The 17,474-nt window shown below is 49.0% G+C and carries 17 protein-coding genes; 4 read left to right on the top strand and 13 right to left on the bottom strand.

All coding sequences use genetic code 11. From position 1 onward, the window contains the following. Positions 1 to 11 precede the first annotated feature (11 nt). The 4 genes from ACI5FR_RS19670 to ACI5FR_RS19655 all read right to left on the bottom strand — a co-directional run bounded on the left by ACI5FR_RS19670 (position 12) and on the right by ACI5FR_RS19655 (position 4,407). On the bottom strand, positions 12 to 1,289 hold the full coding sequence (locus tag ACI5FR_RS19670; RefSeq protein ID WP_405457389.1) for a DUF1501 domain-containing protein: 1,278 nt from the start codon (positions 1,287 to 1,289) through the stop codon (positions 12 to 14). 17 nt (positions 1,290 to 1,306) lie between these two features. Further along, positions 1,307 to 2,626 (bottom strand): DUF1800 domain-containing protein, encoded by a 1,320-nt coding sequence (locus ACI5FR_RS19665; RefSeq protein WP_405457388.1) that lies wholly within the window; start codon positions 2,624 to 2,626, stop codon positions 1,307 to 1,309. A 136-nt stretch (positions 2,627 to 2,762) separates the two neighbouring features. Beyond that, positions 2,763 to 3,341: a TMEM175 family protein gene (locus tag ACI5FR_RS19660; RefSeq protein WP_405457550.1), complete on the bottom strand. Its 579-nt coding sequence runs from the start codon at positions 3,339 to 3,341 to the stop codon at positions 2,763 to 2,765. A 73-nt stretch (positions 3,342 to 3,414) separates the two neighbouring features. Further along, positions 3,415 to 4,407, bottom strand: coding sequence for a phosphotransferase enzyme family protein (locus ACI5FR_RS19655; protein ID WP_405457387.1), 993 nt, complete (start codon positions 4,405 to 4,407; stop codon positions 3,415 to 3,417). Positions 4,408 to 4,630: 223 nt separating this feature from the next. Here ACI5FR_RS19655 and ACI5FR_RS19650 point away from each other — a divergent pair, with 223 nt between their 5' ends. Continuing rightward, entirely contained in the window at positions 4,631 to 5,203 is a 573-nt protein-coding gene (locus tag ACI5FR_RS19650) for a ribosome-inactivating family protein (protein WP_405457385.1), read from the top strand. 38 nt (positions 5,204 to 5,241) lie between these two features. On the opposite strand, the gene ACI5FR_RS19645 is transcribed toward ACI5FR_RS19650, so the two are convergent. From ACI5FR_RS19645 to ACI5FR_RS19610, 8 genes are all read right to left on the bottom strand, one after another. Further along, the gene (locus ACI5FR_RS19645; protein ID WP_405457384.1) at positions 5,242 to 5,793 is read right to left on the bottom strand and encodes a nucleoside/nucleotide kinase family protein; all 552 of its coding nucleotides are present in this window, start codon (positions 5,791 to 5,793) and stop codon (positions 5,242 to 5,244) included. A 12-nt stretch (positions 5,794 to 5,805) separates the two neighbouring features. Further along, entirely contained in the window at positions 5,806 to 6,234 is a 429-nt protein-coding gene (locus ACI5FR_RS19640; protein ID WP_405457382.1) for a GNAT family N-acetyltransferase, read from the bottom strand. Positions 6,235 to 6,336: 102 nt separating this feature from the next. Then, positions 6,337 to 6,630 carry a GNAT family N-acetyltransferase gene (locus ACI5FR_RS19635; protein ID WP_405457381.1) on the bottom strand — a complete coding sequence of 98 codons (294 nt, stop codon included), beginning with the start codon at positions 6,628 to 6,630 and terminating at the stop codon, positions 6,337 to 6,339. Positions 6,631 to 6,960: 330 nt separating this feature from the next. Then, the gene (locus ACI5FR_RS19630; RefSeq protein ID WP_405457379.1) at positions 6,961 to 7,656 is read right to left on the bottom strand and encodes a hypothetical protein; all 696 of its coding nucleotides are present in this window, start codon (positions 7,654 to 7,656) and stop codon (positions 6,961 to 6,963) included. 234 nt (positions 7,657 to 7,890) lie between these two features. Continuing rightward, positions 7,891 to 8,751 (bottom strand): RNA polymerase sigma factor SigJ, encoded by an 861-nt coding sequence (gene sigJ, locus ACI5FR_RS19625; protein ID WP_405457378.1) that lies wholly within the window; start codon positions 8,749 to 8,751, stop codon positions 7,891 to 7,893. A gap of 39 nt (positions 8,752 to 8,790) precedes the next feature. Beyond that, complete coding sequence (locus ACI5FR_RS19620) at positions 8,791 to 9,987, bottom strand: NAD(P)/FAD-dependent oxidoreductase (protein WP_405457376.1); 1,197 nt, start codon at positions 9,985 to 9,987, stop codon at positions 8,791 to 8,793. 195 nt (positions 9,988 to 10,182) lie between these two features. Continuing rightward, positions 10,183 to 10,371, bottom strand: coding sequence for a hypothetical protein (locus tag ACI5FR_RS19615; protein ID WP_405457374.1), 189 nt, complete (start codon positions 10,369 to 10,371; stop codon positions 10,183 to 10,185). Between the two features lie 60 nt (positions 10,372 to 10,431). After that, positions 10,432 to 11,895 (bottom strand): hypothetical protein, encoded by a 1,464-nt coding sequence (locus ACI5FR_RS19610; protein ID WP_405457372.1) that lies wholly within the window; start codon positions 11,893 to 11,895, stop codon positions 10,432 to 10,434. Positions 11,896 to 12,432: 537 nt separating this feature from the next. Here ACI5FR_RS19610 and ACI5FR_RS19605 point away from each other — a divergent pair. The 3 genes from ACI5FR_RS19605 to ACI5FR_RS19595 are packed head-to-tail and all read left to right on the top strand — an operon-like array spanning position 12,433 to position 16,252. Beyond that, on the top strand, positions 12,433 to 13,992 hold the full coding sequence (locus ACI5FR_RS19605) for a spore germination protein (protein WP_405457370.1): 1,560 nt from the start codon (positions 12,433 to 12,435) through the stop codon (positions 13,990 to 13,992). After that, the gene (locus tag ACI5FR_RS19600) at positions 13,992 to 15,170 is read left to right on the top strand and encodes a Ger(x)C family spore germination protein (protein ID WP_405457368.1); all 1,179 of its coding nucleotides are present in this window, start codon (positions 13,992 to 13,994) and stop codon (positions 15,168 to 15,170) included. The genes ACI5FR_RS19605 and ACI5FR_RS19600 overlap by 1 nt, the downstream gene beginning before the upstream one ends. Then, positions 15,167 to 16,252 (top strand): GerAB/ArcD/ProY family transporter, encoded by a 1,086-nt coding sequence (locus ACI5FR_RS19595; protein ID WP_405457366.1) that lies wholly within the window; start codon positions 15,167 to 15,169, stop codon positions 16,250 to 16,252. The genes ACI5FR_RS19600 and ACI5FR_RS19595 overlap by 4 nt, the downstream gene beginning before the upstream one ends. 218 nt (positions 16,253 to 16,470) lie before the next feature. Here the strand turns inward: ACI5FR_RS19595 and ACI5FR_RS19590 are convergent, their stop codons facing one another. Further along, the gene (locus ACI5FR_RS19590) at positions 16,471 to 17,121 is read right to left on the bottom strand and encodes a peroxiredoxin-like family protein (RefSeq protein WP_405457364.1); all 651 of its coding nucleotides are present in this window, start codon (positions 17,119 to 17,121) and stop codon (positions 16,471 to 16,473) included. Positions 17,122 to 17,474 lie beyond the last annotated feature (353 nt).

The raw sequence follows: 17,474 nt of genomic DNA, 5'->3' as shown, positions 1-17,474 counted from the left end.
CTCTCTATTAGTTATATAAACTTCAATTTCTCATATGACGCACCCAATACGCTTACCGCGTCGCCCTTCAGCCAACCGTCCATCAACGTGAAGTAGACCGAGCGAAAATCGACCCCGTACTTCAGGTCCCCGTTCCGGTCCAGGTCGGTCAGGCTCGGGTACACGCCATACAGGCCGCCCTTCACTTGCCCGCCGAGGATGAACACCGGGGCTGCCGTGCCGTGGTCCGTCCCGCCGCTGCCGTTCTCCTTCACCCGCCGGCCGAATTCGGAGAACGCCATCGTCACTACGTCGTTCTCGAGTCCCTGAGCGGTCAAGTCTTCGTAGAACGCCTTCAAGCCCATGTCCAGTTCCTTCAGCAGCCGCGCGTGCTGCTCCTTCTCCTGGGCATGGTCGTCGAAGCCGCCGAGCTGCACATAGAACACCCGCGTATCCGACTTGCCCGCCAGCAGCTTCACGACGAGCTGCAGGTCGCGCGCGATGCCGGTCTTCGGATACTCGACCTTGTTCTGATAGTCCACGCCGAGCGAGTGAATGGCGTCGACGCTGTCGTACGCATCCTTGCCGTGCCGGCACGTCACCTTCAGATGCGCCCCTTGCCGGTTCGGGTCGTACATGTCCAGGAACGCCTTGGCAATCCGGTTCTGATCCGCGACCGGCGTCCTCGGATCGAGGAAGTTGAACGTCTCCATCGATTGGATGACCGGGGTGTTCACTTGATCCGCGAGGAACGCCTTGTTCACGTTGTTGCCGATCTGCACCGCCTTCAGCGGATTGCGGACATCGGCCATCGACGCCTGCAGGTAGCGCCCGAGCCACCCAGAGTGCGACAGTTTATCCGGCTCGCCCGTCTGCCAGATGTCCATCGAGCGGAAATGCGAACGGTCCGGGTTCGGGTAACCGACGCCCTGCACGATGGCTAGCTTGCCGCTCTCGAACAGCCCGTGCAGGCCAACCAGGCTCGGATGCAGCCCCACTTGCCCGCTCAGCGGCAGCACCTCCTGCTCGGTGATCTTCAGCGTCGGCCTGGCATCGAAGTAGCCGCCCAGTCCGTACGGGATCACCGTGTTGATCCCGTCATTGCCGCCGGACAGCTGCACGACGACGAGCACGGGCGACTTGACGGCCGAACCTCCTGCTGCAGCGGCGGCCGGATCGGTCGCATCCTCTGCCGTGTCGGTCAGCAGGGCGTGTCCTTGCTTGCTCCAGAGGAGCGGCACTCCCAAGCCCAATGTGGCGAACAGAGCCGTTCCTTTGACGAGCAGCTCCCGTCGGGTTATCGGTTTCATCGTAGGTCCGCCTCCTTCTACTTCATCTGGGCTTCCGGGCTGATCAGCAGCAGCTGCAGCAGTCCGCGCATCCCGTTAATCTTCGACTTCGCATAGAGAAACGTGTCTTCCGCATACTGCTTCACCGCATTCTCGGACGGCTCCCCGAGCGACCAGATGCCGGAGTTGCGGCTCCAGCTCCAGACGTAGTCCGCCGCCGTCGCCCCATTTCCGAGCATGTACGGCGCTTCGATGAACATCGTACTCTTCACCTTCTTCGCGACCGACTCGGCGAACTGATAGCGCGCGAGCAGCGAGGTCGACATGAGCCAGGAGGCGCCCTCTTCCCAGCCCGACACATCCGGCGGCAAGTACAGCTCCTGCCCCATCTTGCGCATCGCGGACGTATAGCCCTTCGAGAGCGGCAGCCGATAGGCTTTCACGAGCCAAGCCACATATTCGGCCGGCGACTTGATGATCGTCCCCCGGTATTCCGGCCGGTAAAACTCCTCCGACAGGAAAAGCTTCGTTAGCGTTTCTCCCACGGTCTTGCTGTCCCGGAAATCCCGGGCGACCTGCTCGATCCAGGCGGCGGGCGGGTCTTCCGTGGCGAACGCCTGCAGCAGCTTCTTCGCCATGTGCTGCGGCAGAGCCGCTTGATGGAACAAGACGTCGATCAACGTATGCTCGTCATAATTGCCGCTCTCGCCCAGTACCCTTTTCACGCCGGTATCGTGCTGCTTCGGGTTGAAGCTCACCTTGTAGCCGTCGTTCTTATCCACCGCCCATCCGGTGAAAGCGCGTGCCGCTTCCTTGATGTCCTGCTCCGAATAGTAGCCGATGCCGAGCGTGAACAGCTCCATCACTTCCCGGGCGTAATTCTCGTTCGGCTTGCCCTTCTTGTTGCTGTTCCCGTCCAGCCAGATGACCATAGCCGGGTCCTTGCCCACCTCGAGCAGCAGCTCATAGAAGCTGCCCAGCGCATATCGGCGGAACAGCTCGTTTTGCTGCACCATCAGCGCCACGTTGTTCACCTTGCGATGGGAGGTGGCGAAGTGATCGTGCCAGAACAGCGTCATCTTCTCGACGAGCGGCGCGCCCGTCTCCGTCATGCGGTAGAGCCAATACGCCTGTTGGTCGCCGATGTCGGTCGCCTTCAAGTTTTTGCCGTCTGCCAGCACTTCCTCGATCGGCAGTATCGTCCGTTCCGCCCCATCGAGTGGCTCGCCCGCCACCAGGCGCCGCACCGTCTCGTTCTGCCCAAGCCGTACCGCAACCGACACGTCCGCCCGTGATGTGAAAAAGGTCGTCCGATTGAGCAAATGCACCGCCTCTTGCTCCGTCCACGCCATGGCCATCCGTTGTCCCTCCTCCGCTCTCCGGTACCTGGCAATTGCCTTTACTGCCATTGTAGCGGGCAATTGTTACAAAAGATTTACGCGGAGGCAGGAGCCGAGCCGGGAGATCCTTGTAAACGAATCCCGTCGTTCGTTGCTAGCGGCCTCGGAGGGCGTGCTCGATTCGCTTATCCGGCAAGAACCAGATCATAGCAACAAGTACGAAAAAGAAGCCGGATATCCATGGACTCACATATGCGGTCAAAGCCGCGATCAAGTAGAGCAAGGGAGATAATTTCCCTTTCAAGTCCTTGCCCATCGCCGCAACGAATGAGGAATCGCCGGAATGCTGGACAATAATCGCTCGCTGAAGCAGCCAGTACGAGAGCGCCGCTAGTAATAGAATAAGACCGTACAGCGCCGTTGGCGTGGCGGCAAAGTGGCTTTCCCCCATCCAAGCTGTCGTGAACGGCACAAGGGATAACCAGAAGAGCAGCAGCAAGTTGAGCCACATCAACCGCCCGTTCATCGTTCGAACCATGTGCAGCAGATGATGATGATTGTTCCAGTAGATCCCGATATAGATGAAACTGAAGATGTAGCTTATAATTTTCGGGCCCAGTTCGATTAGCGCATGCCAGTCATGCCCTTCCGGCACTTTAAATTCCAACACCATGATCGTAATAATAATCGCCAGCACGCCATCGCTGAACGCTTCCATCCGATTCGCTTTCAGAGGTTTCACCTTTTTCTGGCCTAGTTGCCGATAATTTTGCTCAATTTTGTTTCCTGAGTTTCCTGTGCGCGTTTCATTCCCAAAATGGTGTACCCGTGAATAAAAAGCTTTCCCCTTCTGCATATCTGCCAAACTCGCGTGATGCCGACTTTTCCACATCCGTCGGTAGCCAGTCGTTTGAGTCAGGCAGACCGAGAAAGTGAATCATGGATCCTAACCGTGAAGCTATAAAGAATCCCTCTAATTGAACCACATAATCATCCGGTAGCGGAAAATGCTTTCCATACCAATCGATATATTGCTGTCTGGCATGAGGATGAATAAAAAAAAATGTGCAAGCCAAGTCATTGAGAAAAAAGCCGTATCCACACGCGCCAAAATCTATGGGATTTGCGACCCCCTCCACATACACGATATTGCCTGGAAATAAATCATTGTGCAATAAGCCCCAAGTCATATTTGTTTTAGGGAGTGTGTCGAGCAAGGAAATCGCTTTTTCCCCAGCGGCATTAAGGATCTGAACATCATGAGCATCTAATACTTGCTCCCGCACCCGCTCATTGAGCATGTCCAGAGCAAGTCGGACGCGTGCACTATCATACGTCGGCCGGACAAAAGATGCAGGAGGCAGCCACTTACTCGCTTGACGGTGCAGGGCTGCCGTCATTTCAGCCGTGGATTTCAATTGTTGTTCGTTGGTAAAGTACGGTTTTTGCTCGCCTGGAACCCAAGTAAGCAGCGTGCAGTTCATTTCGTCCACTTGCGTGACATACAATCCTTGCCGGTTGCGTTGGGGCCTTGGGAGCGTAAGACTTGTATCCCGGCAAAGCGCAGCCAGCCATACCAACTCCGAATCCAGCACATCTCGGCGCGTCCATATCTTTTCAAGCGTACTGCTTTTAGGTACGTGAACGCGTAAGCTGTACAGCACCCCCCGATTATCTTCAATTTTGAAAACCGCCGCACCGCTTTGAGCTACAGGCGATACGGATACCACGTTTATATCGTATTGTGCAAGCGCCTCTTTCGCAAGGATTGAACTATCCATTCCGTTCACACTGTTCATAGGTCATCTCCCTAAAACGTTAAGTTGGCCGCGGTAATATATCGTTCTCGTTGAATCGATTTGACAGGCCGGCGATGTTATTTTCGCTGCTCTGATACCCGACATATTTCATCAGAGTGTTTCATACGGTAGTGTATGTTTCTTGATAAACCCATCTTAAAAGGAGGAGAAGCATTTTTACACTCTTTGCAAAACCCAATCATTTGACTTAGGAGGGCAAATTATGCCGGATGTACGTTTCAAAAAAGGTGGATCCTACAGCTCAGATATTCAAAAAATTCGCTCCCTTATTCGCCAAAACGGATCGATAAACAATATCGCCACCATTACCGTCAGTCACGATAAACTCCCAGGTACCACCGTCAATTTGTTTATGAATTTGGCTTTTCAACCGAACTCCCACTATCCGGTGCCGAACGCTTCTTTGTACATCGTAGCATTCCAAAATCCTCAAAATACGTATCAATTCAACATCGTACCTGCGGTTCCCGGAACGCCGGTCGGCGTTCTTCTCGGCCAAGACGGATCTTACGGAAGTTTCGGCTACAATAACAACTTACCGAACATTAGCGATCACACTCTCCAACAAGCTTTAGCTGCGGTAAACGGCTTTGGCGGCGGTTTGCCTAATCAAAATGTGCTGGACGGTTTAGCGCGGCTCGTTATCGCCGTGGCTGAAGCGGTTCGATTCGATGAAGTCTGTGACGGCGTCGAAAAAGCGGTCAACAAAGACGACACGTACAACCCGCCATATAAAACGATACATAACTGGGGCGGCCGTTTTATCGGTAAATAATAATCGTTTCAGCAGGATCCTCAACTAGCGTGTCCTGTCTAGCTGGGGAATCTGTTTTTCACAATCTCTAATATTCGTTCTACGATGATACCAGTAGGTAGAGTACCTTCTATGACAATGTCTGAACTTGGTTTAACTGTCATTTCCATGTTCATATATGCCCCTCTTGCCCTGAGTAAATAGTTTGTTAAATCATTACGTATGTCTTCAATTGGACCATTTCCGTGATCTCTTAGGATACGCCTAGCCATAGCAATGTCCAACGGGGTATCAATATAGATGGCTAAATCTATATAATCTCGCATTCCCCTGTGTAGATAAGCAAATGGATAATCAAGCACAATATAATGGATCGATTGGTCAGTGAAGAGTAGTTCAACGTCATTTATCATGGGTTTAATATTCCATTCATTACAATCAGCTCCTCTTTCAACCCAATCACAAATGTCGTCTGGACTTTGCTCGAATTCATAGTCATCAAAATATAGAGCTTTCGTTTTATTTAATTGATTACACAACTCGAGTGTTGTCGCAGTCTTTCCTCCGCCGGAAACTGCAGCAATTGAAATTACCCTTGGTATTCGCTTCACGATAGCACACTCCTAGAATAATGATTTCTTGAAGTAATAATGGTTACTTCCGGTCGGGGCTTCTTTAAACACTGCGACTTCATCATAACCATTCTTCCGATAAAATTCTGGAGCTTGGAAGCTGAAGGTATTTAGCTTGATAAACGTACAGCCTTTTTCTTTTGCAATGCGCTCGATTTTGTTTAAGAGGTGTGAACCGTATCCTTGTCCTCTAAGTGACTCCTCAATCCACAGTATTTCTACTTCAATCCAATTCCAACAGAGGGTAGACAGCAATCCTCCAATAACCTTACCACTGTCATTTTTTATGGTTAGATTTATTTCTTCATAACGCGAGCTTAAATTTCCAGGAACATGCTCCGCATTAAACTCAATCAAACGTTTTCTAATGTAGGCACTTTCTTTTTCATCCCCAAAAGAAATATACGGTTCAATAGTCATCAGAACCCTCACTAATACATTTTTTATTTATTATCGCGTATTATTTCGGCGGCCTTGTCCTTGGTGTCATTATTGGCGCTTTGCCGTTTAAGATGGAATGGGTTATTTATTCCCTTGGCGCCATGTATCTTCGATATCCTTAAAATTATTAAATCCGATTTTTCTATAAAGACTTTTAGATTCAGGGACGGATATAAGGAAGATCAATGTATCCTTTTCTAACGGTGGTTTTAAATACTCTACTAGTCCTCTGCCAATTCCTCTTCCCCGGTACTCAGGGTCAACAGCAATATCGTTAATGTAACAATCAAAGCAAAAGTCTGTGAATGCTCTCAGGAAACCCACTAGCTTCCCGTTATGCCAAGCCGATACTTTAATATTTGCATTCTTTAACATCAGCTTTGCTTATATCTACTCTGATCCCCATCTTTTATCGCACTCACTAGCACTTTCTACATCCAGTAAGCGGATTGTTGATTCGTACTCAAACGCGGTTCAATATTTTTTCTAAGTATACAGCAAATAAATCCAAGTCAGAATCGTCATAATCGGATTTAGCCAAACTATCCTGCACGTTGAACAGGCCGCCGTTATGCCGGCAGCCTGTCGTCATTGTGCTAATACCTCCATTTTCTCGCCGCTGCGGATGCGCCAGGCGCGCCGACGATCCTTAACACAATCTATGCCCATTTTCGTGCCAGCCCACCTCGATCGCTGGATTTCGCATCATCGCAATGGATAAATGAGTTCAATCGGCTCAGTCCTTAATCCGTCGTTGAAGCTGTAGTTATGATCTGCCCCTGCTATGACAAGGATCCGCTTGCCCGGATTCTGCTTAATGGCTTTTTTCACGCGTTGAATCATGATCAGATGCCGGATGATCCACCGGAAATTGTAAGAGTCCGGGTTCACCTGCTGCAGCCACTTATGCTTCGCTCTAGCCAATTCGTCATACGCGGATGAGTTGAACGGAATCGGGCCCAACCGATAAGTCTCTAACTGCTTTTCGTGCCATGAGGCTCTCTCTGCTTCAAGTAGCAATCTGTCAGGCTCCGTGAAGCCATGGAAAGGGTCAAAGTCCCACCACACATCCAGCTCCAACCAGTCAATGGGCACAAACAGGATGTCCTTCTCTCGACAGAGGGGAAAGATCAAGCGCCAATATTCGCTTGCGGGTTCGGCCCAATATGAAAGATGCTCTGATTCCGCAATTCTCCAATAGCCTTCCTCGGCAAGGCCTCTTGTTATCAAATCCCAGCTGGAGGGGAGCACTTCTCCGCAAATAACATCCGGCGCAAATTCATGGATTAACTCCCCGATCAGGGTCAGCGTCAGCCCGTACCGATTGCGCGTCTGTTCATCATGCATCACTCCCAGAATGCCAACGGTGGTCAGGTTACGGTTTTGTTCAGACTGAATCATACGTTTCCTCACTTAATTAGATCGTCATGTAATTAGATGTTAATCTAATTTAATTGCGATGTCTATATGAAACAGGAAATTTTTCCCCTTCTGTATATCACATATGTCCTAACTCATAACACAAAAAGCCGCAATTTGCGGCCTTTAATGGAGATAATGTTCATCCGACACTTCTTCTCTGATGTTGAAAAGCTTTTGATCTTTGCCGTATCAGTATGGAAAATGAGTCTACTCCTAAACCCAGGCAAGCTTATCCGGGTTTCGTACGGCATACATTCTGGCAAGCTTTCCACCTTGGAGTTGTATTAATATAGCGGCCAGAGTTTCGCTGCCCGAACGGATTACAAGACTGGTCTCACCGTTCAGAGAGGCAGTGTCGAAGTAAAGCTTTCCCTGATAGGCCGCTATACGTTTGAACCCGTCGAGCAGAACTCGGGCAACTTGATCTCGCGTTTGTACCGGATGCTTGAACGCAATTGCTTTCCCGCCTCCGTCGGCGACAAACATGACGTCTTCGGTCAGCAGGCACAACACAGCATCGACGTTACCTTGCTCAAGGGAGGTGAGGAACCGGCTCACCCATTCCAATTCGACCCCTTCGGCCGCGACCGACTCCTCCTCGGATATTCCCATCATGCTTCTTGCCCGGCTCATCAGCTTGCGGCAATTCGCCTCCTGCTTGCCAAGCAATTCGGCGATGTCGGGATAATCGAAGCCAAACGCCTCACGCAGGACGAACACCGTCCTCTCTGTCGGCGTCAACCTCTCCAAAAGAACGAGCATGGCGTAGGACAGCAGATCACGGCGGACGACCGTCGACTCGAGCGTATCTGCCTCCGGCGTTAGAATCGGTTCGGGGAGCCACGGACCGACGTACATTTCCCTCTTCTTCCGCGCCGATTTCTGCAGATTGAGGCAGTGATTGGTTACCATTTTGCACAAATACGCCTTCGGCTCCTCCAAACGCTCGGGATGTACGTCGCACGCTTTAACAAACACGTCCTGCACCGCATCTTCCGCGTCTGCCGCAGAGCCTGTCAACTGGTAAGCCAGTGTGAACAGAAGCGCTTTATATTGATCGTACAGTTCCTCCATTCGCCATCTCACCTCTCTGGCTGTCAGTTGGTTTCTTTTTTATCGAAGCTTACTACCTGCATCCCATGCCAGTTGCCTAATTTTCCACGCTAGCTTTCCCGTTATGATCATATTAAGTCCCCATTTGCGTCCCCACACCAATCCCCGATTTTCCCCTAAGCCGATGCAGAAGAAATCCAATATCGAGCTGGGGGATTTGTGTACCGGCGCAGAACGACCCTCCAGATCGGCCATCATGATTTTCCCCAGTCGATCGGCCTGTAACCCACCTTCCCCGCACCTCATCAGATCCGCCTTGCCGTTTCTCGGATCGACGACTCTCGCACAGTCGCCGATGCTGTATACGCCCGATGCTCCTTTGACACGATAGCATTCATCAACCAGCACTTGACCACCAGGTGTAAGGGGCAAGCCCATTGTCCGAAGGGCCGGATTCGGTATCAGGCCAATTGTCCAAACACATAGGCCAACAGGCAGACGATCGCCATTGCTGAGCGTCACCAGTCCTGCTTCCTCCTGCATCACCTTACGGTTGTAAAGCACGGTTACGCCGCATTCGCTGAGTATTTGTTCCAATTTTCTTCCAACTCTATCGGGCCCTTCCAGGAACAATCGTTCCTGTCCACTCAGCAAATACACAGAGATATCGGAAGGGTTCAGCCCTAGTGAAGATGCTTCCTTCTGCATCTCAATGGCCAGCTCAGCGGATGTCTCAACGCCGCTGATGCCGGCACCCGCCACTGCTACCGTCATTAGTCGCTTTCGTTCCACAGAGTTCGTCTGGCCGACAGCTTTACTCAGGTTGGCGCGCCAGCGCTCCCGGATGTCCGCCGCGGTTTGCAGATCGGTCAAAGCGATGCCGCCCTGATCGGGATCCGGTCGCCTAACCATGCTGCCGACCGCCACGACCAAAAGGTCATACTGCATGCGGGCATGATTTCCTTGCGAATCCTCATATTGAATGTGTTTTCCCTTACTATCGATTGACGTAACCGTACCTTGGACGAATTCGACTCCTTCTGAAAACGAATAATGCGTCCAGGGAATCATAATGTCTTCTTGGCCTACGGCCGGCCGGAATAACAGCATTTTGCGCATATGACCGGACTGCTTGTCGATCAGAACAAACCGAATCCGCCGTCCGTTCGACATGTCCCGGGTCTCTTCCTTTATTGCTTTGAGCGCCCCAAGCCCTACATGGCCGCCTCCGATGATGATACATGTCAAATCGTTCATCTTTTCCTCAGCTCCTTTACGTTTTGCACATATAACAACGTAAGGCTCTGCTTTGTGACAACGGAAACGAACGAGTGTAGGCTACTACCTTCCCGGGCACATCACGAACGAGACTGTACCTGGTATACAACTATCGTACCGAGGGAGTTCAATCGATGATCGTTTTTTCAGTAAAGAACCTGTAACTCCATGAATTTACATGCCGGCTTCGGCAATGTTAAGCCTGCTAACCCCGGATTGGTCGGCGACGCGGCAGAAAGTATCATACACCTCAAGCGGATATTCGATCCGCCCGCGCTCCATGACTTCCCGGCGTTGTTCAAAGGAATGATACCCCGAGTAACTGCGGAATGCACACAAATACGCTTGAATTTGTTCTTTCATCGTATCAACTTTAAACAACCTTGGGCTAAATGCCAGGATGACTGCACCGTGGCCCCAACATTATCTCATCGTCCCTCCCACGATATCAAACAAATAATTCGTCGGGTCCTCGCAGTTGAAGACGGGATCAGTGGATTGCGGCACCCCGCATGCAATTATTAAATTTGCTTGAATCGGCAGTTGCTCATCCCGGATCTTGTAAACACCTTCCTCGTCCACGCCGAAGGTATCCGCGTCCTTAACCCCATAATTCACCTGTGTTCCGTCATGCAGTAACTCCAGCTTAACAAGCGGATGATCGCCGCCCGAAGGCTTCAAGTCCATTAAATGTAAGCTTTGTACCCTATCAAAGAAATCTTCCGCCATGATCTGCCGTGGGTACTGTAGCCACTCGTCCGTCGAACTGGACCGCAGCTCGACGGACTGCCCCGAAACATCGTAAACGGCTTCCGTATGGATATAGCGACCCCTCTCGTGCCGATCTACTAAGTGGAACGCAAGTTTCTTCACCTCACCGTCACTCGAAACCACCGCCTCGTAGCTCTGGAGCTTAGCTTGGCTACTTACTGGCCCACGGGCCGCAACCATCTTCCATACTCCATCGAGCCCGAGCTGCTCAATCGCTACATTGTGAATGACCATATCCCTGGGTTTCGAATCCAGAACGTCCGCAATCCCAGGCGTTATCAGCTGCGAAACGTACAACAGTAGACCCAACAGTGCCGCCTTATGCTTTATACTGCGATTTGGCTTCGGCTTTCGGAAGAACAGCCAATATACGACAAAGCCCAGCGGCAGTCTGGTGTCGTTCAACGAAAAAGTAAACCCGCCAAGTAGCAAATAGCCGACAAGCTTCCACACCAGTCCGTTCTCCGGTTCCGAGCGCTTGCGGTAGAACACCGAGAGCACGACAACCAGCAGCACGGTAAAGAGGATCGGCAACCAGAACGACGCATACTCCCTCGGCAGTTTTTGATATCCATACAAGTAGTAACCCGAGTAACGTACATTAGCGCCTAGCGAAAACTTCTCGCGGTCCGTATCTCCAACGGAAATTACGGATAAATTCCCTGGCCCCTCGCCCGTGCCAAAACTCCCCCCGAGCAGGTCGTCCCCAGCAACGTCGGTAACCTGCCATTTGTTGAAACTCCCTGTGCTCGTAAAGGAACCGTTCTCAATGAGAGAGGTTGATAGCAACTGTCCTGAGGTTCGATTCGGATGCGGAACGGTATTTAGTTGAATATAGAAATCCTTCTCTCGCTTCGCGACCTTTTCCAACACAATCTCCGTGTCGAACTTCTCCTCGATCACAAGATTCAACCGCTTCTCTTCGCCGACCCGTTCCGGAATCCATTCCGGCTTCAAGAAGAATTCTGTTGCGATGCCCTCTTTCACAAGTGACAATGTATATCCGTCTTGGTGTATGATTCGTTCGTACACCGCTTCGCTGCGGTTCTGGTAGAACCAATTTACCGCGATCAGTATGACAACCAGAACGATGCCAAAGGATACCTTCCATTTCAAAACGCTACTCCCCTCCCACAGTCAAGCCGCGCCGTTATAGCCCCCATACATGAAGTGCAAACAGTAAAGGTGTCAGCCTTATTCTTGGGATTCATTAATTCGCTATCCCGTTCAAGGAGCTTCCCCCTCTTATTTGTATTTGTATTTTATACTTCAACATAATTCGCCACATCCGAAGCTTCCTGATCATTCCTACTAAACAAAGAAGACGCAGCTTTTTTTAAAACTGTACAAGCTGCGCCTAGTTTCGTATTGTCTTTTTTCGGGATACGCGCTATGAGTTATTTTCAGGATTGTAGAAAAGCATGTATCTACGGCCGGCACGAATTAACAACTTGTAATAATGCCATTCCCTTTCGCCTGATGCTCTCTTCTCAATACCTCCAATACTTCGACATACGGTGTCGGCTCCCCTTTCGATCAGCGAACGGTAACCGGGGACGGCTAAAATCCCAGCGATCAGGAAAAAATGTAACTTAGCGATTACGACATACATAGTCGCCGTTCCAAACATCCGTTAAATGACTGAGGTATGCCATGTCTACTACACAAAATACAAGTTCTAACGGTAACCTGCCTACTGAAGCACTCCATGATCCGATAAGCAAATCTTTAGAAAAGAATGAACTGATTCTCAGAAATATGTTTAAAAGTTGTTATGATATCGTCTTTCGGCGTATCCAAATTTCCGGACAAATCAATGCTCTATTGGTTTATTTGGATGGTTTGGTGGATACCAAGGCATTGGATAACCTATTGCTAAAACCTTGGATGTTAGAAACTCCCCGTCCCGGATTGGGGGAGTTAAATGCTGTTGATTTGATGTTGGAACAACAGCTGGTCTCCATCGCAAAAACAAAAACTGTGGAGATAATAGGTGACATGGTACAAAGTATTTTATCCGCCAATGTCGTTATCCTATCGGATGGATTAAGCCATGCCGTTATTGCCGAATTGAAAGGCTTCGAACAGCGAGCCGTTGAAGAGCCCGCCAATGAGACGACGATTCGGGGACCAAGAGAAGGTTTTACGGAAAACATTAATGTGAATACAAGCCTGGTTCGCAGGAAAATTAAGAGCACGAAACTTAAAATGGAGTCCATGACCGTCGGCAATCTTTCCCAAACGACTATTGTCATCGCCTACATTGAAGGCCTCGCAAAAGATTCGATCGTTGAAGAAGTTCGAAAACGAATCAGTCGAATTCAAATCGATACCGTGCTTGGCGGGAATTTTATTGAGGAGTTCATAGAAGATCACCCGTTCACATTATTCCCGCAAGTGCAGAATACCGAACGCCCGGATATTGTCGCCTCATGCCTTGCGGAAAGAAAAGTAGCGATTTTCATCGATGGCACACCTTTTACACTGATCGTCCCCTGCTCCTTATGGAACGCATTTCAGTCCGCTGATGATTATTACGAGCGGTTTTTATACACTACCCTCATCCGTTGGTTACGAATGCTATTGATTATCACTTCGCTATTCTTGCCTTCTCTTTATGTTGCAATCACGACGTTTCATCCACAATTGTTACCCACTAATTTTTTGTTCAGCATCACATCTGCTCGTGAAGGGGTTCCCTTTCCGGCGGTCATTGAAGCATTTATGATGGAATTTTTATTCGAGGGTTTACGCGAGGCCGGCATACGACTGCCGAGGCCAACCGGTTCGGCAGTCAGTATCGTCGGGGCTCTCGTTATCGGCCAAGCAGCCGTTCAGGCAGGGATCGTATCGGCTCCGATGGTCATTGTCGTTTCCCTGACAGGAATTGCATCTCTCATCACCCCCAGATACAGCATGGGAGTGGGATTTCGAATGCTCCGTTTTCCGATGCTCCTTTTTTCAGGGATGTTCGGGTTATACGGAATAACGATGGCTTCTTTATTCCTTCTCATTCACCTGACGAATCTGGAGTCATTCGGAGTCCCTTATTTAAGTCCGATAGCTCCCTTATCAAGAACGGAATTAAAGGATGTATTGATTCGCGCTCCAAGATGGAAGATGCATACCATCCCGTTATCCGGTTCTACCCAAAATCATTTGCGATTCCCCAAAGGACAAAAACCAGGCGACATCCAAGGAGACGAAGCATAATGAAACACCGCCCGACAGCTTTCCTATTTCTGATACTCTGTATCGCTTTAACGACAGGTTGTTGGGATCGTAAAGAACTTTCGGACAGAGTCTTCGATCTTGCCGCATCGGCTGATCTTAATAAGGATGGGACGTATTTAACTGGCGCTCAATTCTTTATTCCCTCCCGAGTTGAACAAAGCTCGAAAGGAGGAACCGGCGGTGAAAAGCCTTATTTTATTGGAACGGGCAGCGGTAAAAGTCTTCTCGAATCCATTCAAAAAGCGCGACAACAGCTTTCCCGAATCATAACCCGCAGTCACCGGCGCAATATTTACATTGGAGAAGATCTGGCTAAACACGGAATCAAAGATGTGCTGGATGCGTTTTCCCGGGACCCGGGCAATCGAATTCGAATGGACATGTGGGTGGTCAAGGGAAATACAGGCTTGGAAGCTTTGCAAGTGCCCTACCCTCTGGAGAAAATTCCTGCCGTCGCATCAATCAAAATACATAAAGCGGTTGGAGGTACTTCAGGCACATCCTATCTCGATTTTATGATGGCCTCCAGTACCGAAGGAAGTTGCCCGACTTTGCCTGTAGTAGATATCGTACAGGGAGACTCTTCGCAAAGAACGTTCCGATTTTATGGTCACGCTATTTTTAACAACGATTATCAATTAGCCGGTTATTTAAATTTTGTAGAAGGCGCTTATCGACAGTGGATTCTCAAAGAAATATCTTACTTGGACGTAGAGGAAAATATTCCCGATGCAGGCGGGAGCGTCGGCGTCATCGTTACAAATTTTGGGAGAAAGTTAAAAAGCAGTATATCCTCGGAAAATAAGGTGAAGATGGAGATCGAACTAAGCGGAGTGGGACATGTTTCAGAAAACAATACGAATTTGGATCTAAGACAGCAGAAAAATTTGAAACTTGTACAGAACACGATCAATAAGAAAACGAGCGAGCATGTTCTTGAAATGGTCACTAAAGTTCAAAAACAATATGGTGCCGATGTACTTGGTTTCAATGAAACGCTGAATCGTCAGCATCCAAGAGAATGGAACAAAATAAAAGGACAGTGGGATACGATATTTAAGGACATAAAAGTCACGGTCCATGTAAAAGTAGATTTAAAAAGTGTCGGCTTGGTCGGGCCGCCGCTCCAATTTAAGGAAGGTGATATTAAAAAATGAAAATTTCCGGATATCAGCTGTTTTGGCTGATTTTCACGATGGAATTTGGGATGACCGCCATTTATAGCCTCTCGTCCGACGCTTTTGTTGCCAAACAAGATGCATGGATTTCAATCATCGTCGCAACCCTGATCTGCTTATTCACTACATTTGTCGCAGTCAGATTAAGCCTCCTTTACCCGGAGCAAACCTTTATTCAATACAGTCAGTCGATTCTCGGAAAATGGCTGGGAAAAATCATACTGGTTCCTTACTTTTTGATGTGGGTCTCCGTGACCGGAATCATTTTAAGGGAATATGCGGATTTTGTTTTCGCTGCTTTATTCAGTTCGACGCCGTTATGGATTGTTATTCTCATTATGTTAGGCGCTATCGTATATGTCACCTATTCCGGAGGTCTTAGAAGTATCAGCCGTTGCAGCGAAATCATCGGTCCTATTAGCGTTTTAAGCGCTATTCTCGTCTTTATATTAAGCGTGAAGGATTGGAACTGGCTTAGAATACTGCCGGTTTACTCCAACTCGGGATTGTTGCCCATTGTTAAAGGAGGTTTATCTCCTGCCTCCTTCCTAGCCGAATCCTTTATGGTGGTCATGTTAATCGCTTTTATGACCAAACCCGAGCGAGCTCTAGTCTCTTCCTTAGCCGGGGTTGCAGCCGCTTCATTCGCCGTTTTGGCCATGACATTGATGATCATTATGGTCTTAGGGCCGAATTTGCCGGCTAAATTTATTTATCCTATGTACTCTGTTGTAACGTATATTTCTGTAATGGAATTTATCCAAAACGTTGATGTGCTGAATGTCTTGGTTTGGATCATCGGCATTTTTATTAAAGCATCCCTTTATTTCTTTATTACCAGTTATGGTACTGCGCAATTTTTTCACATCAAAAAATGGAAACACACCGTATGGTTCATAGCGCCTATTGTTTTTGTCATTTCACTGCTGCCGCGAAACACGAACGAAGTCATGAATTACGCAAAGTTTTGGCTTGATGTGATATTTCCTATAAATCTCGTCGGCATTCCTTTACTATTGTGGATTATTGGTTCCATTCGAAAAAAACACATGCTGCAGTAGACACGATAGCCAACCGGCTGCGGTGAACCATGAGAATGTCCGGTTGCACGATATCCGGAGACGCCGGACGTCTGCGGCCTTTGTGGGCTATGAAAACGCACGAGCAGGGAATACAGCCCTGCTCGTGCGCCAGCTCCGTCGCTGAACCCAGCCATATAACCTTCTCCCGTATCACCAGCATATATGGATATGCTCACAAATGTATGATGCAAAAATCGTTACAGCTTTCTTAGCTCTCGCAAAATTTCCTCCGGGCTTTGACGCTGCATGAAATTCGGATTGACATAGGAGGAGCGAATAATGGCGCTCTCGTCAATCATGAATGCAGCCGGAACCGGCAAAATCCATTTGGAGGTATTGTTGTACTCCGCAAGATCGAGTCCGATACCTTCCATGACTTTCCTTACTCCTGGCGGAACATCGAAGAGCAGATTGTACTTGGCCGTTACCAAACCGTTTCGATCGCTAAGGACTTGAAATCCCAATCCTTCCTTTTCCTGAAGGGATAACGAATGATCTGGTTTTTGCGGGCTAATCGCTATAAGCTGCGCTCCTATCGCCTGGATTTCCGGCAATATCTGCTGGTAAGCCTTTAATTGCATATTGCAAAAAGGACACCATCCGCCGCGATAGAAGACCAGCACAACCGGCCCTTTCGCGAGCTCTTCAAATAAAATGATATCCCGGCCTAGTGCGTTTGTTAATTTAAAGTCCGCCGCCTTCTCGCCTGGTTGCTTCCCGGAAGCGATCCCCGATTTCTGAAGATCCTCGATCATTTGACTGAGCTTGATCTGTGCTTCAATCGGAGAATTGGCCTTAAACTGCTGTGTGGCCGCTTCCAGCTGTTCGGTTAAGTTTTGGTTGCTCATCGTTCTGAAACCTCCAATATCGAATGATAGCTTGATTATAATTCTAAAATAAATAGGAATTCTGTAATGTAGATTACAGTGCTCCATCATATTTTGAAATCCGAAATACGGAAGAACAATATAAAGGAAATTACAGACAACGATTCGACCGGCATGTTAATCTGCAATAAATCAGGCAGCCTGCCATAGACAATGGGTTAAGATCTCTATAGAGGTAGTTTCAGCGAAGTAGATAGCATTACAAGGAATTGAAATATAACGTAAAAAGCCTACCGGCTGGTAGGTTTCTTTTTTGCGGTCTGGAGCAAAATGTCCAACTTTTTAAACTTCGGTTCGCCTCGAGCAGCACCTTG

The organism is Paenibacillus sp. HJGM_3, assembly GCF_045062745.1.
Lineage (GTDB): Bacteria > Bacillota > Bacilli > Paenibacillales > NBRC-103111 > Paenibacillus_AA.
Note: the sequence above shows the minus strand (reverse complement) of the source record. Positions and strands in the feature narration are given on the sequence as shown.

Bases quoted from the DNA above. Each gene is read 5' to 3' on its own strand.
- ACI5FR_RS19670 (WP_405457389.1), bottom strand. From the start codon at position 1,289: ATGAAACCGATAACCCGACGGGAGCTGCTCGTCAAAGGAACGGCTCTG.
- ACI5FR_RS19665 (WP_405457388.1), bottom strand. From the start codon at position 2,626: ATGGCCATGGCGTGGACGGAGCAAGAGGCGGTGCATTTGCTCAATCGG.
- ACI5FR_RS19655 (WP_405457387.1), bottom strand. From the start codon at position 4,407: ATGAACAGTGTGAACGGAATGGATAGTTCAATCCTTGCGAAAGAGGCG.
- ACI5FR_RS19650 (WP_405457385.1), top strand. From the start codon at position 4,631: ATGCCGGATGTACGTTTCAAAAAAGGTGGATCCTACAGCTCAGATATT.
- ACI5FR_RS19640 (WP_405457382.1), bottom strand. From the start codon at position 6,234: ATGACTATTGAACCGTATATTTCTTTTGGGGATGAAAAAGAAAGTGCC.
- ACI5FR_RS19635 (WP_405457381.1), bottom strand. From the start codon at position 6,630: ATGTTAAAGAATGCAAATATTAAAGTATCGGCTTGGCATAACGGGAAG.
- ACI5FR_RS19630 (WP_405457379.1), bottom strand. From the start codon at position 7,656: ATGATTCAGTCTGAACAAAACCGTAACCTGACCACCGTTGGCATTCTG.
- sigJ (WP_405457378.1), bottom strand. From the start codon at position 8,751: ATGGAGGAACTGTACGATCAATATAAAGCGCTTCTGTTCACACTGGCT.
- ACI5FR_RS19620 (WP_405457376.1), bottom strand. From the start codon at position 9,987: ATGAACGATTTGACATGTATCATCATCGGAGGCGGCCATGTAGGGCTT.
- ACI5FR_RS19615 (WP_405457374.1), bottom strand. From the start codon at position 10,371: ATGAAAGAACAAATTCAAGCGTATTTGTGTGCATTCCGCAGTTACTCG.
- ACI5FR_RS19605 (WP_405457370.1), top strand. From the start codon at position 12,433: ATGTCTACTACACAAAATACAAGTTCTAACGGTAACCTGCCTACTGAA.
- ACI5FR_RS19600 (WP_405457368.1), top strand. From the start codon at position 13,992: ATGAAACACCGCCCGACAGCTTTCCTATTTCTGATACTCTGTATCGCT.
- ACI5FR_RS19595 (WP_405457366.1), top strand. From the start codon at position 15,167: ATGAAAATTTCCGGATATCAGCTGTTTTGGCTGATTTTCACGATGGAA.
- ACI5FR_RS19590 (WP_405457364.1), bottom strand. From the start codon at position 17,121: ATGAGCAACCAAAACTTAACCGAACAGCTGGAAGCGGCCACACAGCAG.